General features: G+C 71.4%; 16 protein-coding genes and 5 pseudogenes. 8 read left to right on the top strand and 13 right to left on the bottom strand.

Annotation, left to right across the window (positions count from 1 at the left end; all coding sequences use genetic code 11):
- Position 1: 1 nt before the first annotated feature.
- Together WMF46_RS35695 and WMF46_RS35690 are read right to left on the bottom strand one after the other, a co-directional pair.
- Complete coding sequence (locus WMF46_RS35695) at positions 2-469, bottom strand: ABA4-like family protein (protein WP_437981287.1); 468 nt, start codon at positions 467-469, stop codon at positions 2-4.
- Positions 470-545: 76 nt separating this feature from the next.
- Entirely contained in the window at positions 546-1,313 is a 768-nt protein-coding gene (locus tag WMF46_RS35690) for a TetR/AcrR family transcriptional regulator (protein WP_437981286.1), read from the bottom strand.
- Positions 1,314-1,495: 182 nt separating this feature from the next.
- Here WMF46_RS35690 and WMF46_RS35685 point away from each other — a divergent pair, with 182 nt between their 5' ends.
- The gene (locus tag WMF46_RS35685) at positions 1,496-2,137 is read left to right on the top strand and encodes a Uma2 family endonuclease (protein ID WP_437981285.1); all 642 of its coding nucleotides are present in this window, start codon (positions 1,496-1,498) and stop codon (positions 2,135-2,137) included.
- 55 nt (positions 2,138-2,192) lie between these two features.
- Here the strand turns inward: WMF46_RS35685 and WMF46_RS35680 are convergent, their stop codons facing one another.
- From WMF46_RS35680 to WMF46_RS35645, 8 genes and pseudogenes are all read right to left on the bottom strand, one after another.
- Positions 2,193-3,152, bottom strand: coding sequence for a hypothetical protein (locus WMF46_RS35680; RefSeq protein ID WP_437981284.1), 960 nt, complete (start codon positions 3,150-3,152; stop codon positions 2,193-2,195).
- A gap of 129 nt (positions 3,153-3,281) precedes the next feature.
- The gene (locus WMF46_RS35675) at positions 3,282-4,289 is read right to left on the bottom strand and encodes a UDP-glucuronic acid decarboxylase family protein (RefSeq protein ID WP_437987972.1); all 1,008 of its coding nucleotides are present in this window, start codon (positions 4,287-4,289) and stop codon (positions 3,282-3,284) included.
- 168 nt (positions 4,290-4,457) lie between these two features.
- Positions 4,458-4,841: pseudogene (locus tag WMF46_RS35670) on the bottom strand (glycosyltransferase family protein); the annotation flags it as partial.
- Positions 4,842-5,141: 300 nt separating this feature from the next.
- Positions 5,142-5,399, bottom strand: a pseudogene (locus WMF46_RS35665) (glycosyltransferase family protein); the annotation flags it as partial.
- Positions 5,395-6,240: pseudogene (locus WMF46_RS35660) on the bottom strand (CgeB family protein); the annotation flags it as partial. The pseudogenes WMF46_RS35660 and WMF46_RS35665, both read right to left, overlap by 5 nt.
- Position 6,241: 1 nt before the next feature.
- Positions 6,242-7,117 (bottom strand): annotated as a pseudogene (locus tag WMF46_RS35655) (TIGR04295 family B12-binding domain-containing radical SAM protein); the annotation flags it as partial.
- Complete coding sequence (locus WMF46_RS35650) at positions 7,114-8,250, bottom strand: SDR family NAD(P)-dependent oxidoreductase (RefSeq protein ID WP_437981283.1); 1,137 nt, start codon at positions 8,248-8,250, stop codon at positions 7,114-7,116. The pseudogene WMF46_RS35655 and the gene WMF46_RS35650, both read right to left, overlap by 4 nt.
- Positions 8,247-9,365, bottom strand: a complete 1,119-nt coding sequence (locus WMF46_RS35645) for an NAD-dependent epimerase/dehydratase family protein (protein ID WP_437981282.1) — start codon at positions 9,363-9,365, stop codon at positions 8,247-8,249. The genes WMF46_RS35650 and WMF46_RS35645 overlap by 4 nt, the downstream gene beginning before the upstream one ends.
- Positions 9,366-9,988: 623 nt before the next feature.
- Between WMF46_RS35645 and WMF46_RS35640 the strand changes: the two genes are divergently transcribed.
- From WMF46_RS35640 to pssA, 4 genes are all read left to right on the top strand, one after another.
- Entirely contained in the window at positions 9,989-10,345 is a 357-nt protein-coding gene (locus WMF46_RS35640; RefSeq protein ID WP_012239378.1) for an antibiotic biosynthesis monooxygenase family protein, read from the top strand.
- A gap of 248 nt (positions 10,346-10,593) precedes the next feature.
- Entirely contained in the window at positions 10,594-11,997 is a 1,404-nt protein-coding gene (locus WMF46_RS35635) for a selenium-binding protein SBP56-related protein (protein ID WP_437981281.1), read from the top strand.
- A 6-nt stretch (positions 11,998-12,003) separates the two neighbouring features.
- Complete coding sequence (locus WMF46_RS35630) at positions 12,004-12,642, top strand: hypothetical protein (RefSeq protein WP_437981280.1); 639 nt, start codon at positions 12,004-12,006, stop codon at positions 12,640-12,642.
- Between the two features lie 234 nt (positions 12,643-12,876).
- Positions 12,877-13,812 (top strand): CDP-diacylglycerol--serine O-phosphatidyltransferase, encoded by a 936-nt coding sequence (gene pssA / locus WMF46_RS35625; RefSeq protein WP_437981279.1) that lies wholly within the window; start codon positions 12,877-12,879, stop codon positions 13,810-13,812.
- A gap of 13 nt (positions 13,813-13,825) precedes the next feature.
- Here pssA and WMF46_RS35620 read toward each other — a convergent pair whose 3' ends face one another.
- The 3 genes from WMF46_RS35620 to WMF46_RS35610 all read right to left on the bottom strand — a co-directional run bounded on the left by WMF46_RS35620 (position 13,826) and on the right by WMF46_RS35610 (position 17,556).
- Positions 13,826-14,239, bottom strand: a complete 414-nt coding sequence (locus WMF46_RS35620) for a hypothetical protein (RefSeq protein ID WP_437981278.1) — start codon at positions 14,237-14,239, stop codon at positions 13,826-13,828.
- 235 nt (positions 14,240-14,474) lie between these two features.
- The gene (locus tag WMF46_RS35615) at positions 14,475-15,953 is read right to left on the bottom strand and encodes a lamin tail domain-containing protein (protein WP_437987971.1); all 1,479 of its coding nucleotides are present in this window, start codon (positions 15,951-15,953) and stop codon (positions 14,475-14,477) included.
- A 304-nt stretch (positions 15,954-16,257) separates the two neighbouring features.
- The gene (locus WMF46_RS35610; RefSeq protein WP_437981277.1) at positions 16,258-17,556 is read right to left on the bottom strand and encodes an STAS domain-containing protein; all 1,299 of its coding nucleotides are present in this window, start codon (positions 17,554-17,556) and stop codon (positions 16,258-16,260) included.
- A 498-nt stretch (positions 17,557-18,054) separates the two neighbouring features.
- Between WMF46_RS35610 and WMF46_RS35605 the strand changes: the two genes are divergently transcribed.
- From WMF46_RS35605 to WMF46_RS35595, 3 genes and pseudogenes are all read left to right on the top strand, one after another.
- A complete protein-coding gene (locus tag WMF46_RS35605) occupies positions 18,055-18,846 on the top strand; it encodes a tetratricopeptide repeat protein (protein ID WP_437981276.1) in 792 nt (263 codons plus the stop codon).
- Between the two features lie 35 nt (positions 18,847-18,881).
- Positions 18,882-19,796: a glycoside hydrolase family 75 protein gene (locus WMF46_RS35600; RefSeq protein ID WP_437981275.1), complete on the top strand. Its 915-nt coding sequence runs from the start codon at positions 18,882-18,884 to the stop codon at positions 19,794-19,796.
- 23 nt (positions 19,797-19,819) lie between these two features.
- Positions 19,820-19,924 (top strand): annotated as a pseudogene (locus WMF46_RS35595) (hypothetical protein); the annotation flags it as partial.
- Between the last annotated feature and the right edge of the window lie 29 nt (positions 19,925-19,953).

Raw genomic sequence — 19,953 nt, 5'->3', positions numbered from 1 at the left:
GTCAGGCCTCCCCGGCGCGGCGCGGCGCCGCGGTCGTGACGACGGCGCGCGGCGATCGAGCGGCGATCGCGCGGACGGCGAGGTAGAGCGAGAACCCCAGCGGCCCGAGCATCAGCGTCAGATAGAGCACCGGGGCCATCAGCCACGGCGAGATGTCGCGATCGCGGCTGTCGAGGTACACCCACCGGCCCACGAAGAGATCGAAGGCGAGGAAGTGGACCCAGGCGATCGTGGCGCCCGCGGGCGAGCCGAGCAGCGGGGCGACCGTGGCGAGGCTCGGCTGGTTGACGATCGGGAACACCTCGCGGATGACCGGGAGGACGAGCGCCGCGTAGAGCAGCGCGGGCGCGATGACCACGAGCGGCGACTCCATGATCCGCCGCGTCCACCGAAAGCGGGGCAGAAAAATCATCAGGAACCAGAACGGCATCACGAGGAGCCCGCTCAGTCCAAAGACCCTATCCATCATACCCTCCACCGGCTGCTGGTTGTAACGATGAAACTATTCGTAACAGTGTTAACTTTGCGGGAAAAAAAGAGAGCGATCAGGGGCGCAGGCCTCGGACCATCATCTTCATGGCGATCTCCAGGGTCCGGTCGACGTCGTCGGCCGTGAAGCGGCCGCGATCGGCCAGGCCGAGGGCGGTGATCCCGTGGACCAGGGCCCAGACCACCTGGCTGTGGCGCTCCACGTCGCCGCGCTGCATGGCGCCGGCGTCCATCGCGGACGCGACCGCGTCTTGCAGCACGTTGAACGAATCGATCATCGGCTGTTGCCGCGCTTTCCGCTGGTCGAAGACGAAATCGAAGCGCTGCATGAACATCAGCCGGTAGTGCACCGGGTTGTCCATGCCGAAGCGCACGTACGCGGCGCCGAGCGCCACGAGCCGCTCGATCGGGTCCGCCGTGCTCTCGGCGGCCGCGACGAGCGCCCGCTGGAACTCGGTGAAGCCGTCGTGGACGATGGCGAACAGGAGATCGTCCTTGTCCTCGTAATAGCGGTAGATCGTCGTCGCCGAGTAGCCGATGCGCTCGGCCACCTGGCGCATCGAGAACGCCTCGTAGCCCTGCTCCAGAAACAGCTCGCCCGCCGCCGCCAGGATCGCGCCCCGCAGGTTCTCCTTCTGCTGCTCGCGGCGCTGCTGGCTCGACGCCTGCAGGCGCTCCGCCTGGGTCGTGCCGCTGGTCTTCGTGGTCTTCGGGCGCGCGCTCGCCATGTCCGTGTCGCCTGGCCTCCGGGCGGCGCAGCCGCCGCCCCCGTCGTCGTTCGTAACAGTGTTACTTTTTATAACGACAGCATCGTCTGCCGTCAAGGATCTCCTTATCGAGCGCGTTGCGGCGGTCTCTCGGGCCCGCCGTCACCCCCTGCCAGCCCTCACGCCTCGCGCCTCGCGCCTCGCCGACACGCGGCGGATGCTTGCGCGCGCCTGGTGGGAGCAAGTGGCGGGCCGCCCTCGCGGTACACCCCTTGCGGCAGGCGTGATAGGCTCTGTTCATGGTCCAGGCTGCGGCTCGTTCACCCGCACCCGCGTCAGGCCGGCGGATGTCGCTCGTCGAGTGGGCGGGCCTGCCCGAGGATGAGCCGGGCGAGCTCGTGGACGGGTTGCTCGTGGAGGAAGAGGTGTCCGGCTACGTTCACGAGGTCGTGGTCGGCTGGCTGATCCACATGCTCCGCGCCTGGATCACCCCCCGCGGCGGGCTGGTGGGCGGCTCGGACGCGAAATTCGCGGTGAAGCCGCAGCGGGGCCGGAAGCCCGACGTGACCGTCTTTTTCCCCGGGAACCGGAGGCCGCCGGCGCGGGGGCTCGTGCGTATCCCGCCCGATATCGCCGTCGAGGTCGTCTCTCCCACGCCGAGCGACGGGCGCCGCGATCGTGTCGAGAAGCTCCGCGAATATGCCGCCTTCGGGGTGCGCTGGTACTGGATCGTCGATCCGCAGCTCCGGAGCATCGAGGTCCTCGAGCTCGGGGCGGATGGGCGCTACGCGCACGCGCTCGACGCGACCGATGGGAGCATCGATGTGCCTGGATGCGAAGGGCTCCGGCTGGATCTCGATGCGCTGTGGGGGGAAGTCGATTTGCTCGGCGCCGAGGAGGGCGAAGCGCCGGAGGAAGACCAGGAGAGCTTGCCGCGGTAGCCTGCCGGCGGCGCCTCACGGCGCCGCCCTTCGTCAGCGCGCCTCGCCGGTGCGGTCAGTTGATGGGCACGAACTCCACACACGCCTCTTCGATGGCCGCGAAGGCGTTCGTGAGGCCGTCCTCGAGGTTCCCTTCGCACAGATCCCAGAAGAACCCACGGCCGTCGGCGGCGAACAGGTCCACGAGCTCCTGCATGTCCTCGGCCGCTTCCGCGCTCCCATATACGCCCTCGCACTGCCGCCTCCCGGCGATGCCGAGGAACACCACGTTCTTCGCGTCGCCCTTCGCGGCGACCAGCCGATCGTGGATCTGCTGCGGCGTCTGGCGCGGGACGGGCTGCTCGTCCTCGTCGCTGATCGTCACCACCACGAGCAGGGCGTCGTCGCGGAGGAACCCCGCGTTCTCGGCGGTCGAGAACGGCGGCTCCAGCGCGGCGGCGACGGAGGACGCGGGCTGCTCGTCGTCGCTGTCACCTGTGCACTCGACGTCGTCCCCATAGAGATCTGCAGCGCACTGGAACTCGCTGGTGAGGGCGGTGCTCGAGCTCTCCATCCACGCCTTGCCGCTCTGGAACGAGCACTCGCCCGCGGCGCCGCGCGTGTGGAAGTTGGCGGGAAGGGGGCAGGCGTCCATCACGGCCGCGCGGAAGTCGAGGATGCTATCGATATTGAGCAACGCCTGCGCGAACGCCGGGAACACGACGTCGCGCATCGTTGCCTTCTCCTCATCCATGCTCGAGGAGTTGTCGAGCGCGAACACGACATCGACGTGCTCGCACCCCGACGAGCCCGCGCCGCTGCCTCCTCCCCCGCTGGTCCCGCTGCCGGACCCGATCCCGGAGCCGACCCCCTCGCCGAAGGAACCCCCTTGGCCGCTGGTACCCCCCGCCGGCTCACCGCCCGAGCTCGAGCCGCCCGGCGAACCGCCGGTATCACTCGTGCCCGAATCCCCGCCGCAGCCCACGAGACCCACCGTCGCCGCGCAGAGCGCCGCGCACCATGCCCTGAGATCCATGCCGCTCTCCTTCGCTCTAAGTTAAGGGCGCAGTGCCCCTGCCCTTCGCCGCACGGCCCTGTGCGGCAATCGGGCGTCAGAGAGCTGACGGTATCATGGGCGCCGCAGCGACTCTACGGTCGGCGCGGTTCAGCCGTTCGCCGCATGGGGTAACGGTGCGTCTTCGTCCGACACCGGGAGCCCAGGTGCGCGATGACCCAGCCCGAGCGCGCTCCGGAAACCCTCGATCGTGCGGCGCAGACCCGTGCGCAACGGCACCTTCGGCTCGAACCCGAGCACCCGCCGCGCGCGGTCGATCACCGGCTGCCGCTGCCTCGGATCGTCCTCGGGCAGCGGACGGAACACGACCCGACCCCGGCTCCCGGTCAGGTGAAGCACCTCCTCGGCGAGCTCGAGCACCGTGAACTCCTCGGGATTGCCCAGGTTCACCGGGCCCGTCTCGGTCGGGTGCTCCATCAGCCGGACGATCCCGTCGATGAGGTCCTCCACGTAGCAGAAGCTCCGTGTCTGGGAGCCATCGCCGTACACTGTGAGGTCTTCACCCCGGAGCGCCTGCACGATGAAGTTCGACACCACCCGACCGTCATCGAGCGCCATCCGCGGACCGTACGTGTTGAAGATCCGCGCCAGGCGCACCGCGACGCCGCGGCGGTGGAAGTCCATCATCAGCGACTCGGCGCACCGCTTCCCCTCGTCATAACAGGAGCGGATCCCGATCGGGTTCACCGCGCCCCGGTAGCCCTCCGGCTGCGGGTGGACCTCGGGATCGCCGTAGACCTCGCTGGTCGACGCCTGGAAGACCCGCGCCCCGCGGCCCTCGGCGAGCTTCAGCGCGTGGAGCGCGCCGAGCACGTTGACAAGCGTGGTCCGGACCGGATCGCGCTGGTAATGCGGCGGGCTCGCCGGCGAGGCGAGGTTGTAGATGCGGTCGACCTCTCGCTGGTACGGCTGCATCACGTCGTGCTCCACCAGCCGGAAGCGCCGGTGAGAGAGGAGATGGGCGACGTTGTCCCGGGAGCCCGTCGAGAGATCGTCGAGCGCGACGACCTCGTGGCCCTCCCGGATCAGCCGATCACACAGGTGGGAGCCGACGAATCCGGCGCCCCCGGTCACCAGGATGCGGAGCGCTGCGCTCATGTCTCTCTGACCTCCTCTCCAGGTCGACTGCCCACGTCGACGTCCTCGTCCCCGGTCTCCCGGGCGCTCCGGCGCGTCCTGCCCGTCGAGCAGCTCCCGGGTGTATCTCTCCAGCGCCTCGGCGCGGTGCGCCGCTGTGTGTCGGGCGAGCACGCGCTCGCGTGCCCGCTGGCCGATCGCGATCCGCTCCCGCTCGGGGAGCTCGCGGATCAGGTGGAGCACCTCCTCCGGGGAGCGGGCGACCAGGATCTCCTTGCCCGGCTCGAAGAGCTCGTCGAGGCCCGGCCAGTCGTCGCTGATCACCGGCACGCCGCAGGCCGCGGCCTCGAAGAGGCGCACGCTCGGCGAGTACCCCGCCTCGATCATGTCCCGGCGGGTGACGTTGAGCGTGAAGCGCTGCGCGCCGTAAAAGCCGCGGTGCTCGCCCGGCGGGACGTGATCCGTGCGCTCGACGTTGGTGGGCCAGCCGATGTCCGCCGGGTACTGCGGGCCGGCGACAACGAAGCGGCCTCGCCCCCAGCGGCGCGCCGGCGCGACAAGGAGCCGGTCCAGCGTGGGCTGGCGATCGGCGCTGTACGTGCCGAGGTAGCCGAGATCCCACCAGGTCCGCGTCGCGCACCGCGCCCCCGAAGCGCGCGCGGAGATCGTCGAGCCCCCGGTAGAGCTCGGTCCGGCCGTAGGGCGGGCTCGGGAGGTCGCGGTTCTCGGCGTAGAACGAGAGGTCCCGCTCCAGGAAGAGCACGCTGTGCCCCCGCTGGGCCAGCCGCTTGAGCAGCCCGCGGTACGTCGTCGCGTGGCCGTTGCCCCACGACGAGGTGATCGACAGGCCCAGGAAGACGAAGGAGATGGGCTTCACGGCGGCGCGATCGCGGTGAGGGTTGCGCCGTCGGGGCGGGCCAGCAGGGCCTCGACCTGCCTCGCGCGCTCGGCGTAGGTGTGCCCCGCGAGCACGCGCTGCTTCGCCGCCCTGCCGATGGCGCGGGCCCGCTCGGGCGTGAGCGCCCGCAGGATCTCCGCGACGTCGTCGCCGCTCCTCGCGACAAGCACCTCGCGCCCGGGCTCGAGGAAGAGCTCGATGCCCTCCCACGCGTCCGTGACGAGGCACGCGCCCCCGCTCCGCCAGCTCGGCGGCCAGGGCGGGCTCGGCGAGGAGGGCCGCGAGGCACCGCTTCATCTCGTCGCCGTCCCGGGCGACGAGGTAGTCGCGGCCGGGCGAGAACAGCCCCTCCGCGTCGCTCCACGGCGAGCAGACGAGCGGGATGGCGCAGGCCATGGCCTCGAACGGCCGGATGGTCGGGATCCCCGGGAGCGAGGCGACGTAGGGCCTCCTCGGGACGTGGACGGTCACCCTGGCCCGCGCGAACGCCTCGGGAGCGCGGTAGTTGGGGAGCCAGCCCCGGTGCTCGATCCCGGCCGCGTCGAGCGCGGCGCGGGCGTGGTCGGGGTAACGCACCCCGTGCACCCGGGCGGACAGGCCGAGATCGCGCGCCGGGTCGATCAGGAACGCGTCGAGCTCGCGGGTGCGCTCCTCGTCGCCCCAGTTGCCGATCCACACGAGATCGCGCTCCGGCCGGGCCCCGCGGCGCGGGCGGAACACGCGGACGTCCGCGGCCTCGTGCCAGACGAAGGCCCGGCGGGCCCAGCGGCGCTCGAGGTAGAGATCGCGGATCACCCGGCCGAAGGCGAGGACGCCGTCGTAGTGGGCGAGGTCGTAGCGGGCCATGGCCCCGGGATCCGTGACCGACCGGTGGTGTGTGTCGTGGAAGAGCAGCCGGTACGGCGCGCGCGACGCGCGTGCCCGATGCGCGCCGATGCGGGCGACCAGCTCGGGCTCGCTCCACTCGTGGACGAGGACGAGCGAGGCGCCCTCGAGCGCCTCGTCCAGGTCGAGCGAGGCAAGGTCGTACCGGATCGGATCGAGGCGCGGGTAGACCTCCCTCACCTCGCGCAGGCAGGTCGAGCATCTCCCGGCTCCAGCTGTCGACGCGCATCTGGACGCCGAACGACACCGGGCGATCGACGAGCGCCTCGAGCAGCGGGCGATCCGGCAGGAAGATCTCGTCGATGAAATAGACGTAACGGACCCCCTGGGCGACGAGCCCGTCGAGCTCGTCGAGGAGCACCTCGAGCGGGCGCTTGCGGTAGCCGTCGCGGAAGTTGTCCTTCGCGCAGAAGGTGCAGTGGTAGGGGCACCCTCTCGACGCCTCGACCTCGGCGCCGGGGCCGACCGGCGCGGTGTCGAAGCGGTGGTGGTGGTGGGCGTGGCGCGCCACCGTGGCCTCGTCCCAGCGGAGGGCCGGCAGCCGGGCCATGTCCGACGCGCGCGGGCCGCCCTGCACGCGCGCCTCGTCGCCTTCCAGCCAGGCGATCGCGTCGATCTCGCTCCAGCGCGATCGCGGGCGATCGGCGAGCTCCACAAGCACGTCCTCGCACTCGCCCATCACCACGGCGTCGACGCCGAGCTTGCGCAGGGTGGCGCGGGGGGTGGTGGAGGCGTGGGGGCCCACCGCGAGCCGGAGCCCTGGCAGTCCGTGGAGCGCGTGGAGCGCCTGCTGCGGGACGCGGAGCTCGGGCGGGGCGCAGCGCCAGAAGAGGTAGCTCGGCGCGGTGGTCACCACGATGGCGTCGCCGCGGAGCGCGGCCACCTCGTCGCGGAGGGCGCCGTCGGCGAGGCCCCGGGCCTGGGCGTCGACGACGGTCGCCTCGTGCCCCGCGGCCTCGAGCAGCGCCCTGGCGTAGCCGTATTCGAGGGGCAGGTGAGGCTCGCGGCAGCCGAAATAGATGCTCCCCTCGAAGCTCCAGGCCGGGTTGACGAGCGCGAACCTCACCGGACGCCCCCCGCGCACGGCTCCTTCGCGGGCTGGCCGACGCCGGCGGCGGCCTTCGCGGCGCCGGTCGCCTCCGTCATCTCCCGCAGCCAGCCGTGCAGCCTGCGCACCCCCTCGCGGACCCGGACGCGCGGCCGCCACCCCGTGGCCGCGGAGAGCCGGCGGCAGTCGGAGACGTAGTACCGCTGATCACCCGGCCGCCACCCCTCGAAGCCGATCAGGGGGCGCTTGCCGTCGAGCTCCTCGATGAGGTCGAGCAGATCGAGCAGGCTGAGGGTGTTCTCCGGGCCCCCGCCGACGTTGAACGCCGACGCCGAGATCTGCCGGATGTCCCTGCGGGCGAGGAGGAGCGCGTCGACGAGGTCGTCGATGAAGAGCACGTCCCGCACCTGCATCCCGTCGCCGTAAAGGGTGATCGGCTCGCGCCGGAGCGCCTGGAGGAGGAAATGCGCCACCCACCCCTGGTCCTCGGTCCCGAACTGGCGAGGACCGTAGATACAGCTCATCCGGAACACCGCCGCGGGGAGCCCGAAGGTGCGGGCATAATCGATGACGTACTGGTCCGCCGCGCCCTTGGAGCAGCCGTAGGGGCTGTGGAAATCGAGCGGGCGGGCCTCGGAGACGCCGGAGGCCCGGAGCTCCGGATCCGCGGGCTCGTAGCGCCGGCCGCCGCACGAGAGCGGGACGTCGGGGAGGCCGCCGTACACCTTGTTGGTGGACGTGAGGAGGAGCGGCGGCGGCGCGCTCTCGGCGCGGATCGCCTCGAGCACATTGAGCGTCCCGCGGGCGTTGATCTCGAAGTCTTCCACCGGCTGGACGAGGCTCGTCGTCACGGCCACCTGGGCGGCGAAGTGGAAGACGCTGGAGGCGCGCCGGACCGCGGCCGCGACCGCGCGGGCGTCCCTCACGTCGCCGGTGATCAGCGTGACGCGGTCGCCGTGGGTGCGCCTCAACCACTCGACGTTGCGCGCCACCGAGGGGCGGGAGAGGTTGTCGAAGAGGATCACCGTCTCTCCCGCCTGGAGCAGGCGGTGGGCCAGGTTGGCGCCGATGAAGCCGGCGCCGCCGGTGATCAGCGCCGGGCGCCCCGGGGCAGCGGTCGGGCCGCCCGGGCCATCCGCCGCGGCGCTCATACCGTCAGCCCCCTGGATTCCAGCTCGGCGCGGGCCTGGGCGACAGCGTCCTTCGCCACCTGCCCCTCGAGCCAGTCGGCGAGATCGCGGAGCCCCTCCTCGAGCGAGACCCGGGGCGCATACCCGATCTCCCGCTGCGCCGCGCCGATGTCGGCGAAGCAGTGCCGGACGTCGCCCAGCCGGGATTTCCCGACGATCTCGGGCTCGATACCGCTCTTCCCCATCACGTCGCGGACGCGCTCGGCGACCTCGCGCACGGTGTACGACCGTCCGCTGCCGATGTTGAGCACCTGGCCCACCGCGGCGTCGGCGCCGAGGGCCCGGACACAGGCGCGGGCGACGTCGGTGACGCTCACGAGATCGCGCCGCTGCAGCCCGTCCTCGAAGATCACGGGCGGACGGTCGTTGAGGAGCCTCGCGGCGAAGATGGCGAGGACGCCGGTGTACGGGTTGGAGAGGGCCTGACGGCGGCCGTAGACGTTGAAGAAGCGGAGGGCGACGGTCGGGATCTGGTACGCGCGCCCGATCATCAGGCAGAGCCGCTCCTGGTCGTACTTGGAGAGCGCATACACCGACTCGAGCGACGGGGGCTTGGACTCGGGCGTCGGGATGGGCACGAGCGCCTCGCCGGCCTCGCTCCGGACCTCCCAGTCGCCGCGCTTGAGCTGCTCGAGCGGCCGGCCCGCGCCGGGGATCACCGCGCCGGAGGCCGCCCGGTAGAGCCCCTCGCCATACACGCTCATGCTGGAGGCGACGAGCAGCCTCGAGACCGGCTTCTCGGCGAGCTCCTCGAGGAGCACGGCGGTGCCGAGGTTGTTGATCGAGGTGTACTCCGCGATCTTGTACATGCTCTGTCCGACCCCGACCGCGGACGCGAAGTGGACGACCGCGTCCACGCCGCGGAGCGCCGATTTCACCGCGTCCCGGTCGCGGACATCACCCACGATGAGCTCGACCTCCGGGTCGAGGTACGCCGGGCGGCCGCGGTCGGGGCCGTGCACCTGAGGGACCAGGCTGTCGAGCGCCCGGACGCGGACCCCCTGGCGCAGGAGCTCGTCGGCCACGTGAGATCCGATGAACCCCGCTCCACCGGTGATGAGGACGTGACTCGTCATATCCCTCTGGTTCGATGATCAGCGCGCGGCGGAGGCGCCGCGAGCCCAGGCGGAACAGGCGAGGCGAGCGAGGCCAGAGGAGGCCGGAGGACGAGGTTCCCTTGTGATGACATCGTGCCCCGGCGGATCGCTGCGCGTCGTGTTCGGCTCCGTTCGTTGCAAACAGGGCATGATCGTTGCCCCGGACGCCATCCGAGTATCATGCGACTCACGATCACGCAACATGGTTTGTGAGGTATTCAACAAAGGCCTGCTCCGTGCGATTTTCCGTGCTCCGCTGACGAATGCTCGAGTCTGGCGAGCCCATAGGGGCTTTCCCGTCTGTCTACCAGGCCAGTCTGTACCGTTCGAGCGCGCGAGATCCGCTGACGTCGGAGCGGTTAGGGTGAACCCGTAGCGATGGTTCTGAACGGTTGCGTGTCGCCAGCGGCATTGCGTTGAGCTCCGAGGGATTCCCAGGCATTCTGCCGGCGTGCGAGCGGCGCCAGCGCGGGAGCGCGCGGGCGGCGCCGGCGCCGCGCGGCCCCGGCCGGGCACGGGCGCTGCTAAGCTTGCCGCCGCCCGCAGCGCGCGGGCCTCCCGTACGAGCAAGAAGCAAGAAGGAAGCAAGAAGGAGAGGAGCGATGATCGTCGTCACCAACCGCATTCCCGTCGCCGAGGGCCACGAGGCCGATTTCGAGGATCGCTTCAAGAACAGGGTCCACCTGGTCGATCAGGCGCCCGGCTTCATCCGGAACGAGGTCCACAGGCCGAAGCCGATGAAGCTGGACCACGCGACCGGCGCGTGGAGCCCGGACCCGGACGCCCAGGGGTTCTACGAGGTGAAGACCTGGTGGCGGTCCATGGACGATTTCATCGCCTGGACGAGGAGCCCCGCGTTCGCGGAGGCGCACCGGAACCGCGCGCCGAAGGAGATGTTCGCGGGCCCGAGCAAGCTCGATATCCACGAGGTGTTCCTCAGCACCGATCTGAAGGGGTAGGGAGCGCGCCGGCGATCGAGCGCGGCGCCTGCCGGGACGGTAGACCCGGTCCGAGACCTCTGTTATAACGGATCCACGTCGACGGTCTGATTGAATCCGGCCCGACGCGCGGAGCCGCCCGGGGAGGAGGCGCATCGGCGAGGTCGCCTGCCGCCCTTCACGGCCTCGCGCCGCGGGCAGGGCGCGCAGTCCTCGCCGGCGGCGCCTGGAAGAACACGCGAACGCCCAGAACCAAGGAGACGCAGCGCATGCGGTTTCGTCCGGATCCCACCTTTTACCCGTCGCCGCGCCTGGCGATGGAGGCGCCGCCCGAGCGGCTGGCCTACGTGACCGCGCTCGACGCGGGCGCCGCTCTGAAGCGCCCGGGCGAGCTGCGCCATGACGCGCTCACGGTCGTCGATCTCGATCCGAGGTCGCCGGCGTATGGCACCCTGGTCTCGGTCAACGAGCTGCCGACCTACGGCGACGAGCTGCACCATTCCGGCTGGAACGCGTGCAGCGCCGCCCTGTGCCCCTACGCGCCGCACCCCCACGTCGAGCGCCGCTTTCTCCTGCTCCCGGCGCTCCGCTCGTCGAACATCTTCGTCTTCGACGTGAAGCCGGACCCGCGCCGCCCCGAGCTCGTCCACACGGTGCGCGCCGAGGAGATCGCGAAGCGGGCCGGCTACTCTCGCCCGCACACGCTGCACTGCGGCCCCGACGGCATCTACGTGAGCGCGCTCGGCGGCCCGGACGGCGACGGGCCCGGGGGCATCTTCGTGCTCGACTGCGAGAGCTTCGATGTGCTCGGCCGATGGGAGATCGATCGCGGGCCCCAGTTCCTCCACTACGACTTCTGGTGGCACCTCGGCCACGACACCCTCCTCACGAGCGAGTGGGGGACGCCGAAGATGATCGAGGACGGCGTGAATCCGGAGCTCCTGCTCGGCAAGAAGTACGGTCACCGCGTTCATGTATGGGACCTGCGGAAGCGCAAGCACCTCCAGGCGCTGGATCTCGGCGATGAGCACCAGATGGCGCTGGAGCTCCGCCCCGCCCACGACCCGACCAAGGCCTATGGCTTCGTCGGCGTCGTCGTGAGCGTCAAGGACCTCTCCGCCTCGATCTGGCTCTGGCATCGCGACGGCGACCGGTGGGCGATCCGCAAGGTGATCGAGGTGCCGGCCGAGCCCGCGGATCCCGACCTCTTGCCGCCGCTGCTCAAGGGCTTCAAGGCGGTGCCGCCGCTGATCACCGACATCAATCTTTCCCTCGACGACCGGTTCCTCTACGTGTCGTGCTGGGGCACAGGCGAGCTCCGCCAGTACGATGTATCGGACCCGTTCCACCCGAAGCTGGTTGGCTCGGTGCACCTCGGCGGCATCGTGCGCCGGGCGGCGCATCCCCGCTCCGGACCGCTGCGGGGCGCGCCGCAGATGGTCGAGGTGAGCCGCGACGGCAGGCGCGTCTACTTCACCAACTCGCTTTACGCGTCGTGGGACGAGCAGTTCTATCCCGAGGGCGTCGGCGGCTGGATGGCCAAGGTCGATGTGGCGGCGGGCGGGGGCCTCTCGGTCGATCCCGACTTCTTCGTCGATTTTGGCTCGCTGCGCCCTCACCAGGTGCGTCTCGAGGGGGGCGACGCGTCGTCCGACTCGTTCTGCTACCCCTAACCGGCCATGATGCCCTGGCTCACGCTGGCGCTCCTCGGCGCCTATCACGGCATCAACCCTGGCATGGGCTGGCTGTTCGCGGTCGCCCTGGGCCTGCAGGAGAAGAGCAGCGGCGCGGTGCGGCGGGCGCTCGTCCCGATCGCGCTCGGCCACGCGGCGTCGATCGGCCTCACGGTCGCGCTGCTCGGGGTCGGGCTCGCGAGCGTCCCCGCCGCGGCGCTGCGGTGGCTCACGGCGGCCGCGCTCGTCGCGTTCGGCGTGCTCAAGCTGGTGAGGCCGCGCCACCCGAGGTGGGTCGGGATGCGCGTTGGCTTCCTCGACCTGACCTGGTGGTCTTTCCTGATGGCCACCGCGCACGGCGCGGGGCTCATGCTGCTCCCGGTCTTCCTGCTCGGCGCCGAGAGCCCCGCTCCGTGCCACGGCGGCGGGTGCCACAACGCGGCTGGCCTGTCGCTCGCGAGCCCGCTGGGCTACCTCGCCGCCGTCCTCGTCCACACGGCCGCCATGATGGCGGCGGCCGCCGCGGTCGCGCTCGTTGTCTATCACAAGCTCGGCGTCGCCATCCTTCGCACCGCCTGGTTCAACCTCGATCGGGCCTGGGCCGTCGCGCTCATCGGGGCCGGCGTCATCGCGGTGCTGCTCTGACGTCCAGGCCGTCGTGACGGGCGACGGGGCGACGGCCTGGCTCCCGAGCTCGCCCCCACCCACCTCGACACCCCGAGGGTCGACGGCGGCCCGCCTGCGCGCCTCCGCGCCGCCGCCGCCGATCGGCCTGCCGCTTGAACGCGAGCCGCCTCGTGTACTACGAGGCCGGCCGGGCGTGCTCGTCGGGCCGCGGCCTTCAGCCGCGCTGCGCCGATGTCCCGCGGGATCGCCACCATGTCAGAACATCATCCAGCAGCGTGGGACACCGGCGTCGGGCCGTGGTGTCCCGCGGGCCCGGGGCAGGCGACGAGCGCGCGCCCCGAGCGCCCGCGCGGCGAGGTGGCGCCGGAGCGGCCGCGGCCCGCGCCAAGGCGGGCCCTGTACCTCCTTCCCAACCTGATCACGCTGTCCTCGGTCTTCTGCGGCTTCGACGCGATACGGCTCTCGGCCTCCGCGCGGTCCGACGACGACCTCCGGCGCGCCGCGCTCCTCATCCTCGTCGCGATGATCGCCGACACGCTCGATGGCCGCGTCGCGCGGATGACCCGGACCGAGAGCGCGTTCGGGGTCCAGCTCGACTCGCTGGCCGATCTCGTCTCCTTCGGCGTGGCCCCGGCGCTGCTCGTGTATCAGTGGTCGCTCCACCGCCTCGGTCTCGCCGGCGTGCTCGGCGGGTCCGTGTTCGCCGCGTGCGGCGCGATCCGGCTCGCCCGCTTCAACGTCCTCTCCATGGGCGAGGCGGGCGGGCCGCCGTCGCCCGCGAGGTACATCGTGGGCCTCCCTGTCACGGGCGCGGCGGGGATCCTGATAGCGATCGTCATGACCCGCCGCGGCGCGGGCGGGCAGCTCGGCGGCGCCGGCGTCGCGCCGGCGGTCCTCGCGACAACGCTGCTCGTCTCGATGCTGATGGTGTCGACCCTCCGGTTCCGCTCGTTCAAGGATCTCCGGCCGGGCCCCCGCACGCTGCTGGCCATCGCGCTTGCGCTCGGATCGAGCGCGCTCCTCTCCGTCCGCTGGGGGCCCGCGCTCGTCCTCGCCTGGGGGCTCGGCGTCTATGTCCTTCTCGGCGTCGTCGAGTCGCTCTGGCGGCTCCCGGCGCTGCGGCGCGGCGCTCCGGCGGCGCTCGAGGCGCGCGTCGCGCGCGCCGGGCGAGGCGAGGAGCGGCCGTAGCGCGGCCCGCCGATCACGGCCTCCCGGACTGCCAGTATCCGTTCCCCTGCTGCTTCCACCACTTCACCTCGGCGCTCTGCGGGTAGGGGGCCCCCGGCCCCGCGCGATACGTGAAGATCCCGTCATCCAGGAGACAGATCGGGTCCAGGCGCTCGTGCCTCAAGCAGACCTTCCCGGGCCCTCTGTCGTACTCGAGATAGTAATCCACCAGTTCGGGGTCCTGTATCCCATCACTCCAGATATTTTTCGTTCGTGCCTCCCATCTGCCCATCGACACATAGGTGAACGTTTGATGGGTTGTCCCGGTGACCCCTCCGGCCCTCGTGACGGGCCCGGAGTGCGCATAGATCATCATCTGCGCATAGGCGGCCGTCGACGTGAGCGACACGACGGCCAGGGTAGCGAGACCGCGGCGTAGCCTGCTCATGGATCACCCCTCCTGCCATTGAGAGAACGATGCTCGCCTCGAACGATCGGCTGGGCGTCAGGTTCTCCTACGGCCTTGACGCGCTCCACCATCTAGAGCCCTGATGGTTCCCGTCAACCCTGTGTACCGGCCTCTGGCGTAGCCCTTGCGCGGCCGCGAGCAGGCTCGTGCTAGAGGCGCACTTGGCGCTTCAGCGCTCGGCCTCGACCTCGATGGGTTGTGTCCGGGCGGCGCCTCAGAACGCCGAGCCGTTCGCGCGACGGCCCGGAGAGGCGCTCGCGCCAAGGGTGCTGTGCAGGGCGAAGGGCGCTCCCGGGGAGGCGTCGGGGCTGCGGTTCATCGAGACGCCGTCCTGCGCAGCGAGCCCGCTCGCGTAGGTGACGGTGTCCACGGTCGCGCCCGAGGCGGTTCGCAGCGTGACCGTGTCCCCGCTGTTGCCGAAGTTCAACGACCCCGTGGACGCCGCGACGGCCCCGCTGCCGCTGGGCACGGCGGAGGCGCCGCCATACACCACGATGGCCGTCGAGGGCGCGAGCGACGCGCCGGTCGGGAAGGTGTGCCGCGTCGACGTGCCGTCGGAGAGCGTCCAGCCGGCGAGGGCCGTCGTGGCCGTGCCGACATTGACGATCTCCACGAACTCGCCGGCCGTGTTGCTGCCCGGCTCGTTCGCGAGGACCTCGTTGATGATCACGACGGCGGTGCCCGTGCCCCCGCCGCTTCCGCCGGCTCCGCCGCTGCCGCCGGCCCCGCCGCTTCCGCCGGCCCCGCCGCCGCCGTCGGGGACCAGGAAGTCGCGCACGACGCCCATGTGCTGCATGTTCGAGGCGCCGCTGTCCGACGAGAGCGCGGGGCTGATCTCGGAGAGCGGCGAGTAGACGCGCGTGTCCGCCACCAGGCCGTTCGCGAAGCTGCTCCCGCCGATCACGACGGCTGTCTCGTACGCCTCCAGGTCGCCGTCGACGAGCACCCAGTCGTAGGGCTTCGTCCTGCCGGCGTTGGTGTTCGCGTTCCCGTTCCCGTCGGCGGGATAGGGCCCGGCCGTGACGACGACGTCCGAGAGGCTCGAGACGCACGCCTCGGTCCGGCTCCCCGTGTTGAAGTCACCGCCGATCACCAGGTAGTCGCCCTGGGCCACGTTCGCCTCGATGAACGAGACGAGGTTCTGCGCCTCCGTGTCGCGCGCCCCCGCGCTGGACGTCAGGAGGTGGACGCTGATCGCGAACACGTGGCCGGGGCCGGGGATATCGATGCGCGCCCACGCGAAGTCCCGGTTGCTGACCGACGTGTCGTCCCACTCGCCGGACGCCACGATCGGCCACCGGCTCACGATCCCGTTCGGGATCTGCGCCCCGCTCTCGCGGTAGTAGCTGAACCCGGCGCCGAACGTCGCGTCCACGAAGGAGCGGAGCTCGGAGGTGGTGTTGCCGCCGTAGTTGAACTCTTGCAGCAGGGCGATATCTGGCTTGATTCCCTGCAGGATGCGCTTGCCGTGCCCGGGATCGTAGCTCTGGTTGTTGCCGCTCGTGATGTTGGCGGCCATGAGCCGGACGCGCGTCGACAGCGCGTCGCTGTGCTCGCCGAGGAGCTCCGCCTCCGCGCCCTCGTCCACGTCGAGCGGCGGATAGGCCGCGCACGCGGCCATGGCGAGCGCCGAGGCGAGCAGAGGCAGCCGAACCCATAAGCATCGCTTCAAGAGGGAAGACGTCGATCGCATAGCGCTGCACCGGACCTTTCTGGGGATCGTCTCCTGAAGCATCCCCTCGAATTTCCCGGGAAGATTCACAGGGAGTCGGGGAGGCGGGGAGTGAAATACCGCTGATCTCCCCGTCTCCCCGCCTCCCTGTTGAATCCTTCTCCGAAAATGCGAGCAAAACCAGGGGTTTGTCAGGAGCGTCTCATTACAGCACGGAACGAGGGCGCGGCGGTGTCGCGTTCGTCCCTGTTCCATGCAGTGATGATGCCGTTCCGGTCACGGACGGACGACACCCGACGTCGGGCGCGCTGGTCGCCTCGGCGGCTCAGCGGCTCGCCATCGCGAACGCGATCCCGCTCTGGAGGGAGCTCTTCACCGCGCAGCGGCCCATGTCGGCGCCGCGCTCGGCGAGGCGCTGGGCGACCTCGGGGCGGATCCCCGTGAGGACCACCCGCGCGCCGAGGAGGCCCGCGACCCGCACCGCGTCGAGCAGCGCCTCCATCGCCGGCGGATCGATCTCGTCCACGCCGGTCAGGTCGATGATGGCGATCCGCGTGCGGCGGTCCGCGATGCCGCGCGACAGCGCCTCGATCATGCGGCGCGCCCGCCCGGCCTCGAGCGGGCCGATGAGCGGCACGACCACCACGTCGTCGCGGATGGGGATGAGCGGCACGGACAGCTTCGCCAGCGCGGCGTCCTGGGCCTTGATGACCTCCTCCTGCAGCCGCGCGCGCTCCTCCTCGGCGCGCTTGCGCTCCGTCAGATCGATGCCGGTCATGATGACGAACCGGACCCTCTCGTCCCTGCCGCGCAGGACGGCGCCCGACCACGCCGTCACCCGGCGAGCGCCGTCTGCAGCCGTCCACGGCACCTCCACCTGCTTCGTCGACCCGCCCGCGCCGAGCTGCTCGAAGAGGCCTTTGAGCTGCGCCGACGCGCGCGGATCGGGCGTGAGATCCCAGAGGAACCGGGCCTCCCGGAGCCCCCGCGCGCTCCCCAGCGCCTGCTCGGCGGCGCTGTTCATGCGGACGATGCGGCCGCGCGCGTCGAGCACCACGATGAGGCCGTCGACGAGATCCATGACGGCCGCCATGAAGTCCCGCTCCCTGCTCAGCATCTCTTGCCCGTGCTTGCGCTCGAAGATGCGGCCGAGCTGCTGCGCGATGCGGCCGATGGTCGCCGTGAACTTCCCGTCGTCCGCGTGCTCGGCGTCGGAGAAGAACTCCAGCACGGCCACGACGTCCGCGCCGACGACCACGGGGAACGCGAACCCCGCCTTCACGCCCAGGTTCCTCGCGAGCCGGGCGCGCGGGAAATTGGCGTCCACCGTGACGTTGCGCACCCACGCCGGCTGCTTCGAGGCGAGCACCCTCCCGGGAAGACCGAGCCCCGCGGTGAACTGTGTCGCTTCCGTGACAGCCTTGAACGTCGCGAACTTTGCTTCATCGTTCAGGTGCCAGAGCGCCGTGGGAAGGAGCAGAGACGGATCGTCCGCGGCCGGCACGTACGCATGCCCGACCGGCCAGCCGAGGTGATTGCAGATGTGCGTGATGGTACGATGCAGCGCCTCTTCGACGCTCGCAGCCTCGTGGACGTCGACGGTGACCACCCGGAGCAGGTCCACGAGCGACCGCTCATCCGTCAGGACATTGTCGAGCCTCAATCGAGCTCGCGCCGCCAGTTCATCCGAGCGTTTGAGGGGGCAAGTCATGCATGAAGCCGTAACATGCGCCATGTATCGAATCCGTTTCGACGCGGCGTCGTCGTCTGTCCGCTCGTTTCGCTCGTTTGCCGTTGCCCGGAGCGGCGCGCGCGGTCGCCGGCCAGCGCCGCGGCGCCGCGGTGACCTCGCCGGGCGGGCGGCGGGCGCGCCGGGGATCCTGGGAGAGCACGGCGCTCGCCATCCGAGTCGTCCGAGTCGTCGCTGGACGGTGGTGCGCTCTTCCCCTTAAGGTGTCGGCCGCCGCGGCGAGGCGGCGTGCGCGCGCGCGCGAGGCCGTGAAGCAGGCGACGGCCGCGGCGCCCTCTCCGGCTTCTGCTCCAGCTTCTCACCGCTTCTGACGGCTTCTGACGGACAAGGATGATGATGCTCTCGAACTGTCTTCGCCGGTGTGCGTTCGTCGTGACGTTGCTGGCTGCCGTGCCGGCGCTCGGGGCGCCTCCGCCGGACGGCGCCTCGGCCGAGGCGCAGCAGGCGGCCCGGACCAAGGCGCACGAGGGGCTCAAGCTGTACGGCGCGGACCGCTGGCAGGAGGCGTTCGACGTCTTCCAGGAGGCGGATCGCCTCTTTCATGCGCCGACGCTGGTGCTCTACATGGCGCGGTGCCAGCGCAAGCTCGGCCGCCTGGAGGCCGCGCGCGACCTGTACGAGCAGGTCCTCGGCGAGCCGCTCCCGGAGGATCCCCCGACGGCGTTCCTCGAGGCGCGGAAGGACGCCGAGACCGAGCTCGCGGGCGTGCGCGCCGCGCTGGACGCGGCCGCGGCGAAGGCGCCCCCTCGAGCCGAGCCCGCGGCGCCGGCCGGGGCGGAGGGCGGCGGCTCGCTGGTCCCCGCCGGCGTCGCGTTCGGGCTCGGGGCGGTGGGCATCGGCGTCGGCGCCGTGACCGGCCTCATGTCGCTGTCGCAGGTCTCGGACATCAGGTCGCGCTGCGAGGGCCGGCGCTGCCCGGCCGAGCTCCAGGCCGACGCCGATGCAGCGGCCACGCTGGGCCATGTGTCCACCGTGAGCTTCGTCGTGGGCGCGGCGGCGGCCGCGGCGGGCGTCGTGCTGCTCGTGGTCCGGCCCGGCGGCGGCAGCGCGTCCGAGGCCGCTGGCGCGCCTGTGGCTGCGGGCGCGCCGCCGCGAGCGCCGCGCGGCGTGGTCTGGAGCGCCGGGGTGGGCCTCGGGCGGATCGAGCTCCAGGGGAAGTTCTGATGCGAGCGCCGGCGCCACGCGCGAGGAGGGCGTGGATGGGGGGAGCGCTCGCGGCCCTGGCGCTCTCCGGCGGCGGCGCGTGTACGAGCCTCTCCGGGGTCGGCGATCTCGAGTTTGGCGCCGGCCAGGGCGGGGGAGGCGCAGGTCAGGGAGGCGTCGGCCAGGGAGGCGCAGGCGGGAGCGGCGCCGGCGGCGGCACAGGCGGGAGCGGCGCCGGCGAGGGAGGCGCTGGCGCCGGCGAGGGGGGTGCTGGCGAGGGCGGCACAGGCGGGGGAGGAGCCGGCGGCAGCGGCGGCGGCGCCGGCGAGGGGGGCGCCGGTGAGGGCGGAGCCGGCGGGGGTCAGGCGCCGGGCCCTCCGACGGCGGCGGAGCTGCTCGCGCTCACGGCGTCGTGCCGCCCGGCCTCGTCGGGGCTCTTCAGGAACGCGTTTGACGGCAACGCGGAGCCCGGCATCCCTGTCTGCGGGCTGAACGGGGCGTTCTTCTGGCAAGCCGGGATGGGGATCGACTGCGACGGTCTATCCCATGAGTCCTCCGAGTGTCCCTCGTCGACTGCTCACACGGCGCTGGCCGACTCGCAGGGAAACGCGCTCGACTCGGTCCATCTCCCGTTCGTCGTCGCCCCCAACAGCTGGCCCGACGAATGCGACGCTGTGGCGTGGAATCACAAGGACGCCGGTGTCGCGCTGGGGGCCGTGGTGGCGGTCATCCGCGGCGACACGGTCGCCTATGGCATCCTCGGCGATACAGGGGAGTGCGACACGATCGGGATGGGATCGTACGCGATGGCGCAGGCCATAGGCATCGAGCAGCCTGGCGCCGGGGTGGAGAGCGGCGTCACCTACATCGCGTTCGCGGGGCCGCGGGCGGTCGTGGATCCTGTCGAGGATCACGCGAAGGCCGAGGAGCTGGGGATCCAGCTCGCGGCCCAGCTCCTCGCGGCTCCCTGAGCTAGCGCCACGGGAGCGGGAGGATCGCCCCCGGGAGCGGGAAGATCGCCTCCGGGAGCGGGAGGATCGCCTCCGGGAGCGGGAGGATCGCCTCCGGGAGCGGGAGGATCGCCTCCGGGAGCGGGAGGATCGCCGCGGGGTGGCGCAGGGCCGCCCC

Source organism: Sorangium sp. So ce117 (assembly GCF_051524395.1).
Lineage (GTDB): Bacteria > Myxococcota_A > Polyangia > Polyangiales > Polyangiaceae > Sorangium > Sorangium cellulosum_B.
This window is presented reverse-complemented; position numbering and strand designations above follow the sequence as displayed.

Bases quoted from the DNA above. Each gene is read 5' to 3' on its own strand.
- WMF46_RS35620 (WP_437981278.1), bottom strand. From the start codon at position 14,239: ATGAGCAGGCTACGCCGCGGTCTCGCTACCCTGGCCGTCGTGTCGCTC.
- WMF46_RS35675 (WP_437987972.1), bottom strand. From the start codon at position 4,289: ATGAGCGCAGCGCTCCGCATCCTGGTGACCGGGGGCGCCGGATTCGTC.
- WMF46_RS35640 (WP_012239378.1), top strand. From the start codon at position 9,989: ATGATCGTCGTCACCAACCGCATTCCCGTCGCCGAGGGCCACGAGGCC.
- WMF46_RS35650 (WP_437981283.1), bottom strand. From the start codon at position 8,250: ATGAGCGCCGCGGCGGATGGCCCGGGCGGCCCGACCGCTGCCCCGGGG.
- pssA (WP_437981279.1), top strand. From the start codon at position 12,877: ATGTCAGAACATCATCCAGCAGCGTGGGACACCGGCGTCGGGCCGTGG.
- WMF46_RS35685 (WP_437981285.1), top strand. From the start codon at position 1,496: ATGGTCCAGGCTGCGGCTCGTTCACCCGCACCCGCGTCAGGCCGGCGG.
- WMF46_RS35615 (WP_437987971.1), bottom strand. From the start codon at position 15,953: ATGCGATCGACGTCTTCCCTCTTGAAGCGATGCTTATGGGTTCGGCTG.
- WMF46_RS35630 (WP_437981280.1), top strand. From the start codon at position 12,004: ATGATGCCCTGGCTCACGCTGGCGCTCCTCGGCGCCTATCACGGCATC.
- WMF46_RS35600 (WP_437981275.1), top strand. From the start codon at position 18,882: ATGGGGGGAGCGCTCGCGGCCCTGGCGCTCTCCGGCGGCGGCGCGTGT.
- WMF46_RS35680 (WP_437981284.1), bottom strand. From the start codon at position 3,152: ATGGATCTCAGGGCATGGTGCGCGGCGCTCTGCGCGGCGACGGTGGGT.
- WMF46_RS35645 (WP_437981282.1), bottom strand. From the start codon at position 9,365: ATGACGAGTCACGTCCTCATCACCGGTGGAGCGGGGTTCATCGGATCT.
- WMF46_RS35635 (WP_437981281.1), top strand. From the start codon at position 10,594: ATGCGGTTTCGTCCGGATCCCACCTTTTACCCGTCGCCGCGCCTGGCG.
- WMF46_RS35695 (WP_437981287.1), bottom strand. From the start codon at position 469: ATGATGGATAGGGTCTTTGGACTGAGCGGGCTCCTCGTGATGCCGTTC.